Origin of the sequence: Prevotella sp. E13-17, from assembly GCF_022024035.1 — a bacterium.
In the GTDB taxonomy this organism is placed as follows: domain Bacteria; phylum Bacteroidota; class Bacteroidia; order Bacteroidales; family Bacteroidaceae; genus Prevotella.
Genome location: NZ_CP091787.1, coordinates 1,836,602 through 1,855,658 on the forward strand (window position 1 = coordinate 1,836,602; position 19,057 = coordinate 1,855,658).

The window sequence follows — 19,057 nt, forward strand, 5'->3', positions numbered from 1 at the left end:
TTGTTTTTTATAGTTAGTTATTTATCCGTTCATTGACATTAGGAATTCATCATTATTCCTACTTTGAACAAGTCTGTCTCGCACCGTGTTCATTGCCTCAATAGGATTCATCTCACTTATAAACTTACGTATAATCCACATGCGGTTAAGTGTTGTCGTATCCTGAAGCAGGTCATCACGTCGTGTTGATGACTGAACTAGATTGACAGCAGGGAATATACGTTTATTAGAGAGCATGCGATCCAACTGGATTTCCGAGTTACCTGTGCCTTTGAATTCCTCAAAGATCACTTCATCCATCTTTGAACCAGTATCCACCAAAGCTGTAGCTATGATGGTCAGAGAACCACCATTTTCAATGTTTCGTGCTGCGCCAAAGAATCTCTTGGGTTTCTGAAGGGCATTTGCATCCACACCACCTGTAAGCACCTTACCACTTGCGGGAGACACAGTATTATACGCACGTGCTAAACGTGTAATAGAATCGAGAAAGATTACAACGTCGTGACCACATTCTACCATACGTTTTGCTTTTTCCAAAACAATTCCTGCAATCTTAACATGCCGGTCAGCAGGTTCATCAAATGTAGATGCAATAACTTCAGCATTTACAGTACGGCTCATGTCCGTAACCTCCTCTGGACGTTCGTCAATAAGCAACATCATAATATAGGCTTCGGGATGATTAGCAGCAATCGCATTAGCTATATCTTTCATCAAAATTGTTTTACCCGTTTTTGGCTGCGCCACTATTAGTGCTCGTTGTCCTTTACCAATTGGAGAGAATAAGTCAACAATACGTGTTGAAGGATTCGTCGTAGTCTTTTCGCCACACAAGTTAAATTTTTCCTCAGGGAAAAGAGGCGTTAAGTGTTCAAAACTTACGCGGTCACGGACTTCTGACGGGTTACGCCCATTAATCATGTCAACATTTGACATCGCAAAATATTTCTCATTATCTTGCGGTGGACGAACAGTGCATTCGACCACATCACCAGTTTTCAGTCCAAAACGCTTGATTTGTTGTGGAGACACATAGATATCATCCGGTGATGATAGGTAATTATAGTCGCTAGACCGAAGGAATCCATAGCCATCCTGCAATATTTCCAACACGCCATTACCTTTTATAATATCATCAAAGTCGTATTTTTCAATTTGGGAAGCAATGGTTGCTGACGAAGAAAAAACCGAATCTGGCTGTTGGACCATCGGACGGTCAAACATGTCCAATGTTGGTATGGCGGCTTGATCTTCAATAGGAATATCAACCACTGTAATAAAGTCTGTACCATCTCCAGGATCTCCAGGCCACACATCATCATCATCAATATCATAATCTTCTAATAAATTATGATGAGACATCTTTTCTTGAAGTTGACTTATCATTCCTTCATCCAAAATTTCCGAAGAATCTAATTCTGTTTGTATTTCTTCAGGTATCTCAACAACTGGTTCTTCAGCAACTACGGCTTCAACAGGTAATTCCTCAACATGTGAGATTTCTTCTGAATTATCATGTGTTTCTTCCTTGGCAATCTTTGGTTTCCTACCACGTTTTTTAGGAGCCGGTTTCTCCTCACTCTGCTTTTCTTCTTCGACAATTTGTTCGTCTGCAAAGAGAGAGGGCGCTTCTATATCCATACTTTTACTATTTTTCAAATCGAAATTTTCCCCTTCTTTCCCTTTTACCGCATATACTTTGTCAGTATCTTTCTTGGCAATACGAGTACGCTTTTTCTTTGGTTCCCCAGTAGTATTATTAGCGCTATCAATAGCAGCTTTATCTAAAATATCATAGATAACTTTTTCCAAACTATCATCCTGAGCAACTTTTACACCAAGGCTGTTGGCAATTTCCATCAACTGTGGTATATCCATTTTTTGGAGTTCTTCTTTTGTATACATAATTAATATACTAATTTTCGAATTTTGTTTTGTTTGATTTTAAAAAACGCTTCTAGGAAAGAAACGCTACTTGAATTTAATTGCAAAGGTATAAAAAAATCTTTAATAAAGACAATTGGCGATTGAAAAACCGCATGTCATTTACATTTATTAACCATGCTTTTATTTTTCAATCGACAATTACATTATTTTTTTAACGGAACAAAAACGCTAAACGTTGAACCCTCACCCAAGACTGATTCGACCATCACATCTCCGCCAATCTTCGTTGCAAAATCCTTACATAGCTGCAGTCCTAAACCGCTACCTTCTTCTCCATCAGTGCCATAAGTTGTCTCACCTTTATGAAAAAGGGTTTCTAATCGATCTGGACTGATACCAACGCCATGATCCTTTATACTAATTTTTGCAAATTCACCATCAGGTTTCATTGTAATTTCAATGGTACTCTCGTCTGGACTAAATTTAATTGCATTAGATATGAAATTTCTAACAATCGTCTTTAGCATATCATTATCCGCCAATACAACCACAGGAGTTTTACTGCCCGTATAGCTCAGTTTAATCCTCTTTGTCGAAGCGATCATGTTGTATATTTCAACTACACCAGGAATAATATCATTTAGATCCAATTCCTGTAGTACAACATTTAAACGTCCAGTCTGACTCTTAGTCCATTTTAACAGATTATCAAGCAAGTCATGACAATCCTCTGATTCTTTATTCGCCTTATCCAACAGGTCAAACAACTCCGGTCCTATTACTTCAGGAGTTACGGCTGACATAACAAGATTAAGAACCATACGAATAGAGGCCATCGGTGAACGCAAGTCATGGGCAATAACCGAATACATCTTATCACGGTTTTTAATAGTAGCCTGCAGATCGCTATTTTGCTTTTGAATAATGCGCTTTGCAGCAACCAATGCAATTTGGTGCATCACACGAACCAAAAGCTCATCTTTATTAAAAGGCTTTGTCAAAAAATCATTAGCTCCAACTTGAAAACCTTTAACTAGGTCACTTGGATTATTAAGTGCAGTAAGGAAAATGATAGGGATATCTTTAGTTTCAGGATCTTTACGCAAAATAATAGCAGCATCGAATCCACTGATATCGGGCATCATGACATCAAGCAAAATCAAATCCGGTTTTTCTGCTTTTGCTTGTTCTACAGCCATATTACCACAGTTTGCAGTGCATACCTGAAATTTCTCATTAGACAGCAAAATCTTCAAAAGAAGAACATTGCTAACGACATCGTCAACAATTAAGATTTTATAATCACTTCTATTAATTTGTGACTCAAATTTTCCTTCCTGATCCATCGTTAATAAATTAATGGTGTGGATTTATTACTGCAAAAATAAGATAAATAATTGATTTCAGCAAATTTTAGACAAAATTTTTAGAGATAAATCATTATTTTTAGTAAATTTGGCTAACTTTGCACATCGAAATGGAAAAGATTATACTTGGAATCGACCCTGGAACAAACATTATGGGATATGGATTACTTAAGGTAACTGATGGTAAAGCTCAAATGATTACAATGGGAATCATTGATTTACGTAAGTTTAACGATGCCTATCTTAAGTTAGGTCATATTTTTGAAAGAGTTACAGGGATTATTGATGCATATCTTCCAGACGAGCTAGCAATTGAAGCTCCTTTTTTTGGAAAGAACGTTCAGTCAATGTTAAAACTTGGCCGAGCGCAAGGAGTAGCAATTGCCGCAGCCATCAAACATGGGGTACCGATTCATGAATATGCACCGATGAAAATCAAGATGGCCCTCACCGGTAATGGAAACGCTTCAAAAGAGCAAGTTGCAGACATGCTTAAACGGTTGCTTCACATTCAAAAAGAAGACATGAGTACTTTTATGGACGCAACCGACGCATTGGCTGCTGCATATTGTCACTATCTTCAAGCACGCTCGCCCATTTCAAATGCACCGCATTACAAAGGTTGGAAAGATTTCGTGAACAAGAATCAAGAGAAAGTATGGAAGCAGGCAAAACTATAGCTATTCTTGGTTTAAACGCTAGTGGCAAAACACAATATATCGAAAGACTTCGTCGTCAATTGAGCAGTGACAGAGTAAGATATATGGCATTCTGCGATTCTTATGGCATGAAAACAGATCGCGCATATTATCTTCAGCAGCGCTGGAACCAACACGACATCGACGAGGATACTCCAACAGTAGGGAGTGTATTAGAGCAGTCTTTTCTAATCTCCGGCGATGACACTCCGGAGCGTCGCTCTTTTCAAAAGCGTCTATACCATCTTTTTTCTATAGATCAGGAATATGACAAGTATTTAATATTGTTATCAAGCGGGGAATTGCGTAAGTTTCAAATAGTAAAACAATTACTTTCGCATCCTAATACATTAATTCTTGACAATCCTTTTATTGGATTAGATATACACACTCGAGAAGCTTTGCGTGATTTGCTCCATTTGTTAGTTCTAGAAGAGCACCTTTCTCTTTATATTATTCTTACAAAGCCAGATGAAATACCTGAATACATCGACGAAGTCGTTTACATCACGCCAAAAGAGTTGTTTTACTCTAAGCCACAAGGACTTAGTTGCAAAATGAAGAAGGAACTCTTAAATCTCCCGACGCCTTCTCATAATTCCAATTCCAACATTATTGTTAGGATGAAAGATATTAGCATCCATTATGGCAACCGACAAATTCTAAAGAATATAAATTGGGAAGTTCATGATGGAGATTTTTGGTCACTTTCCGGGTCAAATGGTTCTGGCAAATCCACACTTTTATCACTTATTGCGGCAGACAACCCTCAGGCATATGCGTGCGACATAACGCTGTTTGGAAATAAACGCGGATCTGGTGAATCGATATGGGACATAAAAAATCACATTGGATATGTATCCCCTGAAATGCATCGTGCATATAAGCATAATATTCCTGCACTACAAGTAGTAGCAAGTGGCTTTAAAGACACCATAGGACTATATATGCGTCCAAATGCTATAGAGCGCGAACAGAGTTTGTGGTGGATGCGTTTGTTTGGTATAGAAGAATTAGCCTTTCGTTCGTTTTTGAACATATCAAGCGGTGAGCAACGCTTAGTTCTTTTAGCTCGTGCATTCGTCAAAGACCCCGAGCTACTTATCCTCGACGAACCCATGCATGGACTAGACCTTCACAACCAGCAGCTTGTAAAAGACATCATTGAAACTTTTTGCAAGAGACCTCATAAGTCCCTAATCTTCGTAACTCACTATCCGGATGAGTTACCTTCATGTATAAATCATCATTTCACACTAACAAAACAAATATGAGAAAGATTATTCTAATTTCTTCTTTGTTTTTTACAATTAATATAAGCATGTCTGCACAGGCTGTTTATACTGAAATCAGGAAAATTGCACAAAAACACATTGAGGACACCAATTCGCAACAGATTATTAAAGACATAAACAGGTTCGAACTTGATGCTTTAAATTATATGGGCATGAAAATGAAAGAGGTCATGCCAGATGCTCCCGCTTCGGTTCTCGACGATCAAGCTTACGCTCTTTATCAATTCATTAATCTTTACTGTAGAACTTTGATTGATATTAAAAAGCAATCTAAAGCACAACAAATAAAAATAATTAATCTATTTATGGATATCAGCTATTCAAACCCATTCTTTAAAGACCCTGAAAAGAACATAGTTCTATACTATTTTTCTAATGAAGAAAGTTTGACTCGCTTCTCTCTAGATACAGATTGGCAACGTGCTTACGTTGCTGCTTCCACGGAATTAAAGAAACTTAGTAAGTAATTAACTTAATTGATTGAATTCCATAATGAAGGAGCTTAAATTTTAAGCTCCTTCATTATTTCACTCATACGTTGCAATGTTGAAATTCTTGTTGGCACTAGAGGTAATCTCAAGACATTTTCAATAAATCCCATTTCGTGCAACATGGCCTTGACACCAGCAGGATTTCCGTCAACAAACAATAGCGAGAACAGATCCGTAAAGCGATGATGTATTTTCCGTGCAGGATCGTACTCTCCCTTCATCTGTAAACGAATCATCTTTGAGAATTCCTTGGGCAACGCATTACCGATAACTGAAATAACACCAACTGCGCCGCATGATATCATAGGAAAAGTTAGTGCGTCATCACCAGAAATTACATCAAAGTCTTTCGGTTTGCTTTTGATTATCTCGTCAACCTGTTCTAAGTTACCAGAAGCTTCCTTGATAGCAACAATATTTTTACAGTCGCGCGCCAATCTCAATGTTGTTTCTGCCTTCAAGTTGACCCCCGTACGGCCAGGTACATTATAAAGAACGACAGGAAGTTCCGTCGCGGCAGCAATGGCTTTAAAGTGCTGATATAGTCCTTCTTGAGAAGGTTTGTTATAGTATGGGCATACACTCAACACGCCGTCAACGCCCTTAAAGTCTCCATTCTTTAATTCATCAACAACTGATGCTGTATTGTTTCCGCCACACCCCATTAAAATGGGAACACGCGCCTGAACTCTTTCTACTATTAAATTCTTAATCTTAGACCTCTCCTCTTTTGTCAATGTGGGAGTCTCTCCTGTAGTAGCAAGAATACAAAAGAAATCAGCACCGTTCTCCAATTGATAATCAACTAATCGCAAAATTGCTTCATAATCTACAGAGCCATCTTGCTTAAAAGGTGTAACAAGCGCAATTCCAAGCCCTTTAAAAATATTGTATACCATAATAGTCCGTCTAATTTGCCTGCAAAGTTACTATTTTTTTTTGAATCCCCACACGATAAACATATTTTTTATCATGTTTAGCTTCCAATATATAGAAATAACATTCCTAATAGTACCAAGGCTAAATCGAGGGCTTTTGCCTTTAGGTTCTTTTCATGGAAGAAAGCGGCACCACACAGAAACGAGACGACAACACTTCCTCTTCTTACCATTGACACAATACTAATCATTGCTTCAGGTAACGACAATGCGAAGAAGTATGCAAAATCTGCTATTGACAGAAAGATGCTTACGCCAATAATTGCCCAATCCCAATGAAAAGGTGTATTTTCCTTTCTCCTAGGGCACCACAATAACATCAACATCACAAACATCATGATGCATTGATAGATATTATACCACGACTGTACCATCATGCGGTCTAAACCAACACCACCCTTCTCTATAGGCGCCATTAGATATTTGTCATAAAGACCACTTATGGCTCCTAGTACTGCCGCACCTACGATCATATAAATCCATTGGTCGTGTTTGAAGTCTATACCTTCCTTTTTCCCGCTTCTACTCAATAGAAGAAAAGAGATTATCGCCAATGACACACCTATCCACTGCCACATATTCAAACGTTCTCCAAACACCAGCAAAGCTCCTATCAGAACCATTACCGGTCGAGTAGCATTAATCGGGCCAACAATTGTTAGTGGCAAGTGCTTCATACCAAAATAACCTAACACCCAACTTGACAAGACTATAATGGCTTTCAGTACAATATATTTATGACACTCCCAACCACCAGTTGCGACCAAAAACGGCGTTCCATCTAACAAATGAGTCTTAGAGCTTAACACAATAAACGGAACAAATATTAGCGAGGAGAATAATGTATTAAGAAACAAAATTGGAATAACAGCATTATTCTTCAGCGCCTTCTTTTTCAATGAGTCATACACACCCAATAGGGCGGCAGACATAAATGCAAGCAATAACCACATTTTAATATTTTATATCAACTAAAAATAATGCATTTCCAGGCATCGATTCTCCTGCTTCTGTACGACGTTTCCCTTCAATAACATGACGAAAATCATCCAAAGATAATCGGCCACGCCCTACTTCAACTAGCGTTCCAACAACAGCCCTCACCATATTTCTTAAAAACCTATTTGCCGTTATTTCAAAGAACCACTCACCTTCTCTCAACTCTACCCACTTTGCCCGAGTCACTTTACAGAGTGTAGTTTTTACATCAGAGTGGCTCTTACAGAAAGCGCCAAAGTCATCATACTCAGTAAGAATCTTCGCAGCCTCGTTCATTTTTTGAAAATCTAATTCATAGTGCAACTCACACGAATAATGATGCAAGAAAGGAGACTTGTACGTATGAACATAATAATGGTACGTACGCGATACAGCTGAGAAGCGTGCATGCAAATCTTCCCCCACCTGTTCTATCTGCCGAATAGCAATATCTTGAGGCAATAATCTATTCAATTTGTAACACAACTGATCGCGGTCGAACTCTTTGTCGCAATCAAAGTGTGCTATCATCATTGAAGCATGCACCCCTGCATCCGTACGTCCTGCGCCAGTAATAGCAATGTCTTCACGAAGTATTAGTGAAAGCGCTTTTTGCAACTCACCTTGAATCGAGACGCCATTGGGTTGCACCTGCCATCCATGAAAATGTGTTCCGTCGTAACTTAACGTAATGAAATATCTCATAATCGTTTGCAAAATTACCTCAAAAATCAAAGAAAAGCGATTTTTTTAATGAAAAATTTGGTCGTTATGAAGTTTTTACTTACTTTTGCACACAATAAATCCATTATTAATAACTCATTAAACTAAATAATATTGCCTATCGAAACAAAATTACTTCATAATTAAAACAGAAGACCAATATGAAGAAATTTGAAGGAGTTACCGACGAACAGTTGGCATTACTCTATGCTAAAGGCAATAATCGTGCGTTTGATGAATTATTAGATCGCACAAAGAGTAAATTGTTTACTTATATCATGTTCGTTGTACGTGATCATGACATCGCAGATGATATTTTCCAAGAAACTTTTGTGAAAGTTATCATAAAGTTGCAAAGTGGACAATACACTGATACAGGTAAATTCCAGTTTTGGGTTAGTCGCATTGCTCATAACGTGATGATGGATTGGTATCGTCAACAACAAAATCATCACTTTGTTGAGCCCAATAAAGAAAACGACTTGCAGAATCTAAGTGGTGCATCAGTATTGGACAGTTACCGTGAGTCAGAACTGGTTAATGAGCAAGTTCTAAAAGATGTGATTCGACTCATGAATATCCTTCCTGCCACGCAACGCGAGGTAGTGTACATGCGTTTCTTTCAACAACTATCTTTCAAAGAGATTGCAGAAATCACAGGTGTGAGCATCAACACATCACTTGGCCGCATGCGCTATGCTATTTTCAACCTACGCAAAATGGCTAAAGAGAACAAAATGGAACTAGCACTCCAGTTATAGCATCTTGTTATCATGTTTTTACAAGGCCTTTAATTCTTTGATAACTGATTCCGGATTAGATGCTTTAAAAATATAACTACCACTGACTAAAACATCGGCACCCGCTTCAACAAGACGTGGTGCCGTTTCCTTTTGAACACCACCATCAATCTCTATCAATGCGTTACTGCCACTCTTATCAATAAGTTGTCGTAGTTGTTTTACCTTTTTAATCGTATTCTCAATAAACTTTTGACCGCCAAAACCTGGGTTAACACTCATCAGCAATACCATATCAACATCACCTATCACATCCTCAAGAACAGAAACAGGTGTAGATGGATTCAATGTTACAGCAGCCTTCATGTCAGCATCGTGTATTTCCTGAATGGTACGATGCAAATGAACTGTAGCCTCTTGATGCACATTCATCATCATTGCGCCAAGTTTGGCGGTCCGGCTAATATATCTCTCCGGGTGTTCTATCATATAATGTACATCCAAAGGTTTCGTACATATCTTGGCTACAGCCTCAATAACAGGGAAGCCAAAAGATATATTGGGAACAAACATGCCGTCCATCACGTCAACATGCAACCAATCTGCTTCAGATCGATTTATCATCTGAACATCTCGTTCTAAATGCAGAAAATCTGCAGAGAGCATAGAAGGTGAAACAATGGTCATTTCTTACTATTAGTTTATTGTTATAAAATCAGTTCAGGATATAAGTCTCCTTATTATTAACACGATAGGTATAAGCTATCTGTTTTATGAGTGTAATCACCTTCTCACTGGGATTCATTTCTTCGGGAGTAAATATCTGCATAGGCCAAAAAATTTTGTTTTGAATCATTTCTTTTATATTCATAACGTGCAGACCTATTAATATATTATACTATCGTACAGAAAATTTTTCTATATCTTTCACCCCGTTGAGGAAAGCTGTTGCATCCATTCTTTTTTTACCAGCTAGCTGCAGTTCTTCTATTTCAAGTAGGTTGTCTTTGCAGCATACGTATAGATGCCTTTTATCTGCTATTAATTGCCTTACATTACCCTTGGAAGGAAGATTGGTCTTTCTTGTCTTGAATATTTTCATCACCACCTCATGTCCATCGTCATCGGCCATGACAGTCCATGCACCGGGATAAGGTGAGAGCCCACGAATGAAATCGTATATTTGCTTGTATGATTTATCCCAATCAATCATACAAGTTTCCTTAAAAATCTTTGGTGCATGATGTAATTCCGCCTCCATCGGCATAGATTGATCGTAGGCAACAGGATAACCATCCGATTCAACTATTTTCTGAAGCGTGCTCAGGCAAATCTTCGCACCCAAATGCATCAGTCCATTATATACATACTCAACATCCGCATCGTCAGGAATATCAAAAGACATTTGTTCAATAATGCGTCCTGTATCTATATCATGATCCAAAAAGAAAGTAGTAACTCCTGTTTTCGTTTCGCCATTGATAACAGCCCAATTTATAGGTGCTGCACCGCGATATTGAGGCAGTAAAGCAGCATGAACGTTAAACGTACCATATTGGGGCATAGCCCAAACAACCTCAGGCAACATACGAAAAGCTACAACGACTTGTAAATTGGCATTATAACTCTTCAACTGTTCAATAAAGTTTGAGTCTTTCATCTTCTCTGGCTGAAGCACGGGAAGTCCTCTGCTTAAAGCATACTGTTTTACAGCCGATGGCTGAAGCACAGAACCATGCCTTCCAACAGGTTTGTCGGGTTGTGTCACTACAGCCACTACCTGATAGTTATTTTCAACCAATGCCTGAAGGGTCTCCACCGCAAATTCCGGTGTTCCCATAAATACAATTCTTAAATCTTCTTTTGTCATATTATTCCTCACTCATATCAGCCACCATCTTTCTGTATTGCGTAAACAAACGTTGTCGCGAGATATACCCCTCTAATCGACTCTCGTTGTCAAGCACTGGTAGCCAGTCTGCATGTGTTTTCTCGAACACCTTCATCACATCTGTCATGGGCGATTGATCACTCAGCACAGCAGCAGGCTCTTGCATCAACTGTCGAGCTGTGAAATGATGATATAGTTCTATACGAAACACCACATTGCGTATCTTTGTTATGTCAATCTCGCCTTGCAATATACCACCAGCGTCAAGCACAGGTATTATACTAGTATGTGAACGACTTATCTTGTTGACGATGTCGCGCAATTCGGTATCTGGCTCTACGGATAAGTAGTCTTTCTCAACAACGCTGCTCAACTGCATCAGCGTCAACACAGCGTGATCGGTATGATGCGTAATCAGTTTTCCTTCTTTAGCTAAACGTGCACTATAAATACTATGCGATTCGAAAATGTTTATCGTTAAGAACGAACTAACAGACACAATCATTAATGGCAGAAAAAGACTATACCCACTAGTCAGCTCTGCTATCAGGAAGATGCCAGTCAACGGTGCATGCATCACTCCCGACATCACTCCAGCCATACCCATCAGCGCAAAGTTTTTCTCTGGAACATGGACACCTATCTGATAGATATTCCACAGACGAGAGAAAAGGAAGCCGCTGTAGCATCCAACAAACAAACTGGGAGCGAAAGTTCCACCACAGCCACCTGCACCATTTGTTGCCGATGTTGCAAAAACCTTGGTCAACAAAACTAATGCAATGTATATAATCAACCAATGACTATGGCCCGCGAAGAGTGAATTATTCAAAATTGCATCCCAATCAGATTCATCCGTACCGTTTATCAACAGATTGATAGAATCATAGCCCTCTCCAAATAATGCGGGAAAAAGGAATATAAGCCCACTCAACAAAGCGCCACCCAATATCAGTTTGACGTAGGTGTGGTTCTTCAGTCTGGCAAAGACACCCTCGCAAAAACTCATGGTTCTGATAAAATACAGACTTACCAAACCACAGAAAACACCTAAAAAAATACAGGCAGGAATACGTTCAATCGTCCATTCATCATCAAGATGAAATGTAAACAATGCATCTCCACCACTTAAAATATACGTAAAACAAGTTGCAGTAACACACGACACCAAGATTGGCATTAAAGAAGCCATTGTCAGGTCTATCATCAACACTTCAAGCGTGAACACCAATCCTGCAATAGGAGCCTTAAAGATACCCGCTATAGCACCTGCTGCACCACAACCCACAAGCAGCATCATGGTCTTTCGATCTAATCCAAACACTTTTCCGAGATTGCTTCCTATGGCTGAGCCTGTCAGTACTATAGGAGCCTCTGCTCCAACGGAACCGCCAAAGCCTATAGTTATGGCTGACGCTATAACAGATGTCCAGGTATTGTGTACTTTTAAGCGTGAACGATTCGAACTGATAGCATATAAGATACGAGTAATACCATGCGAGATATTATCCTTCACCACATACTTAATAAAAAGCATCGTTAAAAAGATACCAACAACCGGATAAACCAGATATAGCCAATTGTACGATTCTGAGTTAAAAGAACTGGTTAGAAAATAACCTATCTGCCTTATTATCGAGTGAAGTACAAAAGCAGCAACTGCTGCCAACAGACCTATCCAAAAGGCCAATACGAGCACAAGCATGCGCTCGCTGATATAGTGCTCTCGTAAAACATTCAAGCGCGAGAGCCACGATGAAGATATGTCAGTTGATGCATCTTTCATCAAGAATATGATCGATGTCTAGTTTTTTAATAGTTTTTCCAAAAAGGTGTTCAATTCTTCATCCAAGCCTTCCATCAAGTTTGGATCAATAATCACCGTATCGTCATCTACAACATATAGTTCTGCGACATGTTCGGAGTCGTCGTTCTCCAATACAAAAGAATATGGCTTTAGAATAGAAAGGTTTTCTATCAATTCTTTTTGCAATACGATACATTGACGAATATCCTTAGCTATAACATCATAGAAATCATCATCCTTATTATCTATCCATTGCTCTACCACACAGCGAGTCAATTCTTTGTCATCATCATCAAAAGCTAACAATTCACCTGTATCCTGCGACACACGAATATGAATATCTGTCATTAAAGCTGCCTCATCGTTTTTAGGAAACTTTTCTGCTACTTTTCTAATAGCACGTTGTATCTGCTGCATGGTACTTTCTGTTGCTTTCATATGCTTTTCTATCAAATATCACTGCAAAAATATCAAAAAAAAATTGTATGTGCAAATAAATGCGGAAAATATTTAAAAAATCCAATATTTTCTGCGCAAGAATCCCCAATTTATTGTATCTTTGCCTGCAATATGGAACAAGTAGTACGTCACGAAGGCATTGTGTTATCTGCCTCAGATGAACATGTAAGAATAAAAATTGTGCAGCATTCGTCTTGCGCATCTTGCCAAGTGTCATCCCGATGTCAGCTATCTGAGTCAAAGGAGAAAATTATCGAAGTCTTCGATACACATGCCTCAACCTATCAAACAGGCACCCCCGTTGTCGTGTGTGTCACGCGTCATGTGGCCCTGCGGGCACTACTGCTGAGCTTTATTCTACCATTATTCATCCTCTTAACAACTTTATCGGTTTTCCTGTGGCAATCTTTCAATGAAGGCATAGCCTCGTTATTAGCACTCGGCTCATTACTCCCCTACTACGGACTTCTATGGATATTTCGCAGAAAAATTGCAAAAACAGTTAGTTTCCACCTAGAACATGCCTAAAAACAAATAACTTATAAAACTATTAATTAATGCTTTATGAATTCAATTATTATTGCAGTCATTGTACTTGGAGGCATCGCTTTTGTTGCCGCCATTGTTCTATACGTCTGCTCTAAAAGGTTTGCGGTATTCGAAGACCCCCGTATTGCTCAAGTGAATAGTTTGCTTCCTGGCGCCAATTGTGGCGGATGTGGATTTGCCGGTTGCAAAGCCATGTCCGAAGCACTTGTTAAAGAGTCAGACAAAGGAAGTATAGAAAACCTCAGTTGTCCAGTGGGGGGCACCAAAGTCATGTCACAAGTGGCCGACCTACTCGGTATAACCGTTGCCAATGGCGATCCACAAGTTGCCGTTGTAAGATGTGATGGAACATGCACGAACCGCCCCCGCACTTCTCAATATGTCGGCCTACGCTCATGTGCAGCCATGAATACATGCGGTTCGGGCGAGACTGCCTGTGGCTTTGGCTGTCTGGGGTGTGGAGACTGCGTGGACGCTTGTCAATTTGATGCAATCCACATGAATGTTGAAACTGGTCTTCCTGTAGTCGATGAAACAAAATGTATAGCTTGCGGTGCCTGCTCCAAGCTCTGCCCTCGCCACATCATCGAGTTACGCGCTAAAGGTCCCAAGAATCGGCGAATCTACGTCTCGTGCGTCAATCGTGACAAGGGTGCAATTGCGATGAAGGCCTGTAAGTCTGCATGTATTGGTTGCGGAAAATGTGCTAAAGAATGTAAGTTCGAGGCTATTACAGTAGAAGGAAACCTGTCCTACATCGACTTCAAGAAATGTCGCCTTTGTAAAAAGTGCGTAGCCGTATGTCCAACAAAAGCCATCATGGCCGTAAATTTTCCGACACCCAAAAACGTTGAAGAAAAAAAGGAGGTAGAAGCATGAAAATCAAGACATTCAGTATTGGTGGAATTCACCCAGAAGAGAATAAGTTGACACACGAGGTACCGACCCAAGTTGCTCCGTTGCCAACTCAGGCAATTTTCCCTTTATCGCAACACATCGGTGCTCCAGCAAAACCAGTCGTTAAAAAAGGCGATCAAGTGAAGGTTGGCACATTGATAGCCGAGGCTGGTGGTTTTGTGTCTGCCCCCATCTATTCTTCTGTCAGTGGAACCGTTTCGAAAATAGACGCCGCCATTGATGCTACTGGCTATCGCAAGCCAGCTATTTTCATCAATGTTGAAGGTGACGAATGGGAGTCATCAATAGATCGTTCCAACAATCTAGAATTAGTAAGAAACCATCCTGAGCTCACACCGGATGAGATTATCGAACGTATTAAGAATAGTGGTATTACTGGTATGGGAGGAGCTGGGTTCCCCACTTTTATCAAACTCAGTCCGCCACCAAATACAAAGCCCGAATGTGTGATAATCAATGCAGTAGAGTGCGAACCATATATCACGGCCGATTATCGCCTAATGCTAGAACACAGCGACGAAATTTTGATTGGCTTGGAGTTGCTAATGAAAGCGGCTAAGGTGAAAAGAGGTTTTATTGGCATAGAAACCAACAAACCTGCAGCAATAGAACTCTTTACACATAAATGTGCCGATGTCTTCGACACTACTGAATATCAGGTTGAGGTAGTTCCTCTTCAACAGCGTTATCCTCAGGGCGGTGAAAAACAATTAGTCGATGCCGTTATAGGTCGTCAGGTTCCTGCCCCTCCAGCCATTCCTGTCAACGTTGGAGCAATTGTTCAGAATGTTGGCACTGTCTATGCTGTCTATGAGGCAGTTATGAAACGAAAGCCACTATTCGAACGCTATACTACCGTAACAGGCAAACAGCTATCAAAGCCTACGAACTATCTAGTGCGAATGGGAACACCTATTCAATTACTCATAGATCTCTGTGGAGGTATGCCTGAGGACGACAATAAAGTATTGGCAGGCGGTCCCATGATGGGCAAGGCTCTTATTTCTACAGAGGTCCCCATCTGCAAGGGAACTAATGCCGTAACGATTCTCTCTGGTGATGAGGCACGTCGTCAAACACCTCAGCCTTGCATTCGATGTGCCAAATGCGTCGCTGTATGTCCGATGGGGTTAGAACCCTATCTTCTGGCTAAGCTTTCTGCACACAGAGATTGGGAACATGCCGAACACGATGGCATAACCAGTTGTATAGAGTGCGGTTCGTGTCAATTCACCTGTCCAGCTCATCGTCCAATATTAGACAACATCCGTCTGGGCAAAAGCAGCGTCATGAATATTATTAAATTAAGACAAACGAAATGAAACAGCTAATAATATCACTTTCGCCACATGTCCATGGACGCGACACCGTAGAGCGTAACATGTATGGCGTAATCATAGCCTTGTTGCCAACATTGCTAGTATCATTTTTCTATTTTGGAATAGGATCTGCCATCGTCTGTTTTTCCAGCGTTGCTGCATGCATATTCTTCGAATGGTTTATAGGCAAGTACATCATGGGGCGCAAAACATGCAGTATTCATGATGGATCGGCTGCATTAACAGGTCTGTTGTTAGGATTAAACCTACCCTCTAACCTACCTATTTGGATTATCATCATAGGTGCACTATTTGCCATTGGTGTAGCTAAGATGACATTTGGCGGTCTAGGCAACAACATCTTCAATCCAGCTTTGATCGGTCGCTGTGTACTTCTTGTTGCCTTTCCTGCCCAGATGACAAGTTGGCCCCAACCTGGCCAGCTATGGCAATACACTCATGCCGTAACCGGAGCGACACCGTTGTCTGTCATGAAGCAAGCAATTCATACAGGAGATGCAAGCATACTCGATCAGTTGCCCAATGCTTTCCACCTATTATTAGGCGACCATTCCATTGGAGGCGGTGCTGGAACAGTAGGCGAAATTTGCGGATTGGCCCTCATATTGGGTTTCGCTTTCATGTTGTGGCGTCGCATCATCACTTGGCACATTCCCGTCAGCATCATTGCAACGGTATTTGTGCTCAGTGCCATAATGCACATGTATAATCCTATTTATGCGGATCCCACCACCGTCATCCTGAGTGGCGGACTTTTGTTAGGGGCCATCTATATGGCCACGGATTATGTTACATCACCAATGACTCCACGCGGTCAACTCATTTATGGCGTCTGCATCGGTCTGCTCACGATAGTCATTCGAAACTGGGGCGCTTATCCTGAAGGTATGTCTTTTGCCATTCTCATCATGAATGGCTTCACACCTCTCATCAACAACTACGTTAAACCAAAACGATTCGGAGAGGAGGTAAAAAAATGAGAAAAATAGAATCAACATTATTAAATATGGTTATGGTGCTCACAGGTGTAGCCATTGTGATGGGCATCGTGTTGGCAGGCGTTAACCATATCACCAGTGGGCCCATCGCTTTTCAACAGCAAAAAGCATTAGCCGATGGTATCAAGGCGGTGATGAATGCCGACGATGTCAGCGTTAGCCATATTGATACCATACAACAGAACGACATTAGTGGTAAACCACAGTTATTCGTTGTGTATCATAACGAACATGGTGTAGCCGTAGAAAGCTCGACCAACGGATTTGGTGGTAAATTGCGTGTGTTGGTTGGTTTTAACCATCAGGGCACAATCCTGGGTTACACGATTTTGGAACATGCCGAAACACCAGGACTGGGTGCAAAGGTTACTGATTGGTTTCAGAGCGGAAATAAAAGATCTATCATCGGTCTGTCTCCCGACGAGCCCCTCGCTGTATCAAAGGATGGTGGCACAATAGATGCCATTACCGCTTCGACCATCACTAGTCGTGCATTTCTCTCGGCTGTCAACAGTGCATATCGTGCCTATAAGACACTGCCAACAGATGCTGAAACAGCAGCCACTCAACATAAATAATAATAAGGAGAAATAATGATATGAAAGCAATACAAATTATCAAGAACGGCATCATCAAAGACAATCCAACCTTTGTGCTGATGCTTGGTATGTGTCCTACACTTGCTACAACCACATCGGCCATCAATGGTATGTCAATGGGCCTTGCCACAATGGCTGTTCTTATCTGCACTAATGTGGTCATCTCGTGTTTGAAAAACATCACTCCCGACAAGGTTCGCATACCAGTATTCATCGTGGTGATTGCAGCATTTGTAACCATCCTACAAATGATCATTCGAGCATATCTGCCCACTATTGACAAAGCATTGGGTCTGTTTATCCCACTCATTGTCGTAAACTGTATCATCTTGGGGCGTGCAGAAGCATTTGCTTCTAAACAAACGCCATTGGCATCACTTTTCGATGGTGTAGGTATTGGAATAGGATTCACTTTAGCACTCACACTGTTGGGTATGCTTCGCGAATTGTTGGGTGCTGGGGCACTCTTCGGTTGTACCATTATACCCGAGCAATACAACATTCTGCTCTTCGTTTTGGCTCCTGGTGCCTTCATCACCCTCGGCTATCTCATTGCATTAGTAAGAAAAGCAACAGAACGATGAAATCGCATTTCATTTTCGCCACTCTGCTTTTACAAAGAAAATAATATTAATAACGCATTAATTAAGTATATGGAATACTTACTGATTTTTATAAGTGCCGTCTTTGTTAACAATATCGTTTTAGCACAATTCCTAGGTATCTGCCCCTTTTTGGGCGTATCTAAGAAGATTGACACTTCATTGGGTATGTCGGCAGCAGTAGCCTTTGTTATGGTTTTAGCCACATTAGTGACTTGGCTAGTACAGAGCTACTTACTAGTGCCGTTACATCTGGAGTATTTGCAGACCATTGCTTTTATACTTATCATTGCCTCACTCGTACAAATGATAGAGATTGTTTTAAAAAAAGTATCTCCAGCTCTCTATCAGGCGCTGGGCATCTTCCTTCCCCTTATCACCACCAATTGCGCCGTATTGGGTGTAGCCATCTTGGTCATTCAGAAGGAGATGTCGCTCGTACACTCAGTAGTGTATGCACTTTCCACAGCCATTGGCTTTGGTTTAGCCCTTACTGTTTTTGCTGGTATTCGAGAACAGTTGGCACTAAACGACATCCCAAAGGGGATGCAAGGTATGGCTATCGTTCTAGTCACTGCAGGACTACTCAGCCTTGCCTTTATGGGATTCTCGGGTATTGGAAACTAAACGAGTATTTTTCAATCACAACAACAGATGATAGATATTGTTAGAAATAAAGCGAATACAACATATCTATCATCTGTTTTATTTAGAGGAACATGTGACAATTGATATATAAGGATAAATAATATATTGATTTTAAAACAACTGGAG

At 40.4% G+C, this 19,057-nt stretch carries 20 protein-coding genes; 11 read left to right on the top strand and 9 right to left on the bottom strand.

What is annotated here, in order from left to right:
- Positions 1-21 precede the first annotated feature (21 nt).
- Both rho and L6472_RS07190 read right to left on the bottom strand, forming a co-directional pair.
- Entirely contained in the window at positions 22-1,908 is a 1,887-nt protein-coding gene (rho, locus tag L6472_RS07185) for a transcription termination factor Rho (RefSeq protein ID WP_237803773.1), read from the bottom strand.
- Positions 1,909-2,093: 185 nt separating this feature from the next.
- Complete coding sequence (locus L6472_RS07190; RefSeq protein ID WP_237803774.1) at positions 2,094-3,236, bottom strand: hybrid sensor histidine kinase/response regulator; 1,143 nt, start codon at positions 3,234-3,236, stop codon at positions 2,094-2,096.
- A gap of 131 nt (positions 3,237-3,367) precedes the next feature.
- On the opposite strand from L6472_RS07190, the gene ruvC reads away from it, so the two are divergent.
- From ruvC to L6472_RS07205, 3 genes are read left to right on the top strand one after another with little or no spacing between them, the layout of a single operon-like run.
- Entirely contained in the window at positions 3,368-3,937 is a 570-nt protein-coding gene (ruvC, locus tag L6472_RS07195) for a crossover junction endodeoxyribonuclease RuvC (protein WP_237803776.1), read from the top strand.
- Positions 3,916-5,229, top strand: coding sequence for an ATP-binding cassette domain-containing protein (locus L6472_RS07200; protein WP_237803777.1), 1,314 nt, complete (start codon positions 3,916-3,918; stop codon positions 5,227-5,229). The genes ruvC and L6472_RS07200 overlap by 22 nt, the downstream gene beginning before the upstream one ends.
- The gene (locus L6472_RS07205) at positions 5,226-5,717 is read left to right on the top strand and encodes a hypothetical protein (protein ID WP_237803778.1); all 492 of its coding nucleotides are present in this window, start codon (positions 5,226-5,228) and stop codon (positions 5,715-5,717) included. The genes L6472_RS07200 and L6472_RS07205 overlap by 4 nt, the downstream gene beginning before the upstream one ends.
- Before the next feature lie 35 nt (positions 5,718-5,752).
- On the opposite strand, the gene dapA is transcribed toward L6472_RS07205, so the two are convergent.
- The 3 genes from dapA to truA all read right to left on the bottom strand — a co-directional run bounded on the left by dapA (position 5,753) and on the right by truA (position 8,365).
- Positions 5,753-6,640: a 4-hydroxy-tetrahydrodipicolinate synthase gene (dapA, locus tag L6472_RS07210; RefSeq protein WP_237803779.1), complete on the bottom strand. Its 888-nt coding sequence runs from the start codon at positions 6,638-6,640 to the stop codon at positions 5,753-5,755.
- Positions 6,641-6,717: 77 nt separating this feature from the next.
- Entirely contained in the window at positions 6,718-7,632 is a 915-nt protein-coding gene (locus tag L6472_RS07215; protein ID WP_237803780.1) for a DMT family transporter, read from the bottom strand.
- Between the two features lies 1 nt (position 7,633).
- Positions 7,634-8,365 (bottom strand): tRNA pseudouridine(38-40) synthase TruA, encoded by a 732-nt coding sequence (gene truA / locus L6472_RS07220; RefSeq protein WP_237807992.1) that lies wholly within the window; start codon positions 8,363-8,365, stop codon positions 7,634-7,636.
- A 176-nt stretch (positions 8,366-8,541) separates the two neighbouring features.
- On the opposite strand from truA, the gene L6472_RS07225 reads away from it, so the two are divergent.
- Positions 8,542-9,141 carry a sigma-70 family RNA polymerase sigma factor gene (locus L6472_RS07225; RefSeq protein WP_237803781.1) on the top strand — a complete coding sequence of 200 codons (600 nt, stop codon included), beginning with the start codon at positions 8,542-8,544 and terminating at the stop codon, positions 9,139-9,141.
- Between the two features lie 18 nt (positions 9,142-9,159).
- On the opposite strand, the gene rpe is transcribed toward L6472_RS07225, so the two are convergent.
- The 4 genes from rpe to L6472_RS07245 all read right to left on the bottom strand — a co-directional run bounded on the left by rpe (position 9,160) and on the right by L6472_RS07245 (position 13,256).
- Positions 9,160-9,807, bottom strand: a complete 648-nt coding sequence (gene rpe, locus L6472_RS07230) for a ribulose-phosphate 3-epimerase (RefSeq protein ID WP_237803782.1) — start codon at positions 9,805-9,807, stop codon at positions 9,160-9,162.
- Between the two features lie 211 nt (positions 9,808-10,018).
- Positions 10,019-10,990: a methionyl-tRNA formyltransferase gene (gene fmt / locus L6472_RS07235; RefSeq protein WP_237803783.1), complete on the bottom strand. Its 972-nt coding sequence runs from the start codon at positions 10,988-10,990 to the stop codon at positions 10,019-10,021.
- Position 10,991: 1 nt separating this feature from the next.
- Positions 10,992-12,797 carry a chloride channel protein gene (locus L6472_RS07240; protein ID WP_370640829.1) on the bottom strand — a complete coding sequence of 602 codons (1,806 nt, stop codon included), beginning with the start codon at positions 12,795-12,797 and terminating at the stop codon, positions 10,992-10,994.
- Positions 12,798-12,815: 18 nt separating this feature from the next.
- Positions 12,816-13,256: a hypothetical protein gene (locus L6472_RS07245; protein WP_237803784.1), complete on the bottom strand. Its 441-nt coding sequence runs from the start codon at positions 13,254-13,256 to the stop codon at positions 12,816-12,818.
- A 132-nt stretch (positions 13,257-13,388) separates the two neighbouring features.
- On the opposite strand from L6472_RS07245, the gene L6472_RS07250 reads away from it, so the two are divergent.
- The 7 genes from L6472_RS07250 (at position 13,389) to rsxA (ending at position 18,910) form a co-directional block, all read left to right on the top strand.
- On the top strand, positions 13,389-13,805 hold the full coding sequence (locus tag L6472_RS07250; protein WP_237803785.1) for a SoxR reducing system RseC family protein: 417 nt from the start codon (positions 13,389-13,391) through the stop codon (positions 13,803-13,805).
- Positions 13,806-13,841: 36 nt separating this feature from the next.
- Positions 13,842-14,705: a Fe-S cluster domain-containing protein gene (locus L6472_RS07255; protein ID WP_237803786.1), complete on the top strand. Its 864-nt coding sequence runs from the start codon at positions 13,842-13,844 to the stop codon at positions 14,703-14,705.
- Entirely contained in the window at positions 14,702-16,066 is a 1,365-nt protein-coding gene (gene rsxC, locus L6472_RS07260; RefSeq protein ID WP_237803788.1) for an electron transport complex subunit RsxC, read from the top strand. The genes L6472_RS07255 and rsxC overlap by 4 nt, the downstream gene beginning before the upstream one ends.
- Positions 16,063-17,064 (top strand): RnfABCDGE type electron transport complex subunit D, encoded by a 1,002-nt coding sequence (locus L6472_RS07265; protein ID WP_237803789.1) that lies wholly within the window; start codon positions 16,063-16,065, stop codon positions 17,062-17,064. Before rsxC ends, L6472_RS07265 begins: the two co-directional genes overlap by 4 nt.
- The gene (locus L6472_RS07270; RefSeq protein WP_237803790.1) at positions 17,061-17,660 is read left to right on the top strand and encodes an RnfABCDGE type electron transport complex subunit G; all 600 of its coding nucleotides are present in this window, start codon (positions 17,061-17,063) and stop codon (positions 17,658-17,660) included. The genes L6472_RS07265 and L6472_RS07270 overlap by 4 nt, the downstream gene beginning before the upstream one ends.
- 20 nt (positions 17,661-17,680) lie before the next feature.
- Positions 17,681-18,265 (top strand): electron transport complex subunit RsxE, encoded by a 585-nt coding sequence (gene rsxE, locus L6472_RS07275; protein ID WP_237803791.1) that lies wholly within the window; start codon positions 17,681-17,683, stop codon positions 18,263-18,265.
- Between the two features lie 69 nt (positions 18,266-18,334).
- Positions 18,335-18,910 (top strand): electron transport complex subunit RsxA, encoded by a 576-nt coding sequence (gene rsxA / locus L6472_RS07280; protein WP_237803792.1) that lies wholly within the window; start codon positions 18,335-18,337, stop codon positions 18,908-18,910.
- The last annotated feature ends 147 nt before the right edge of the window (positions 18,911-19,057 follow it).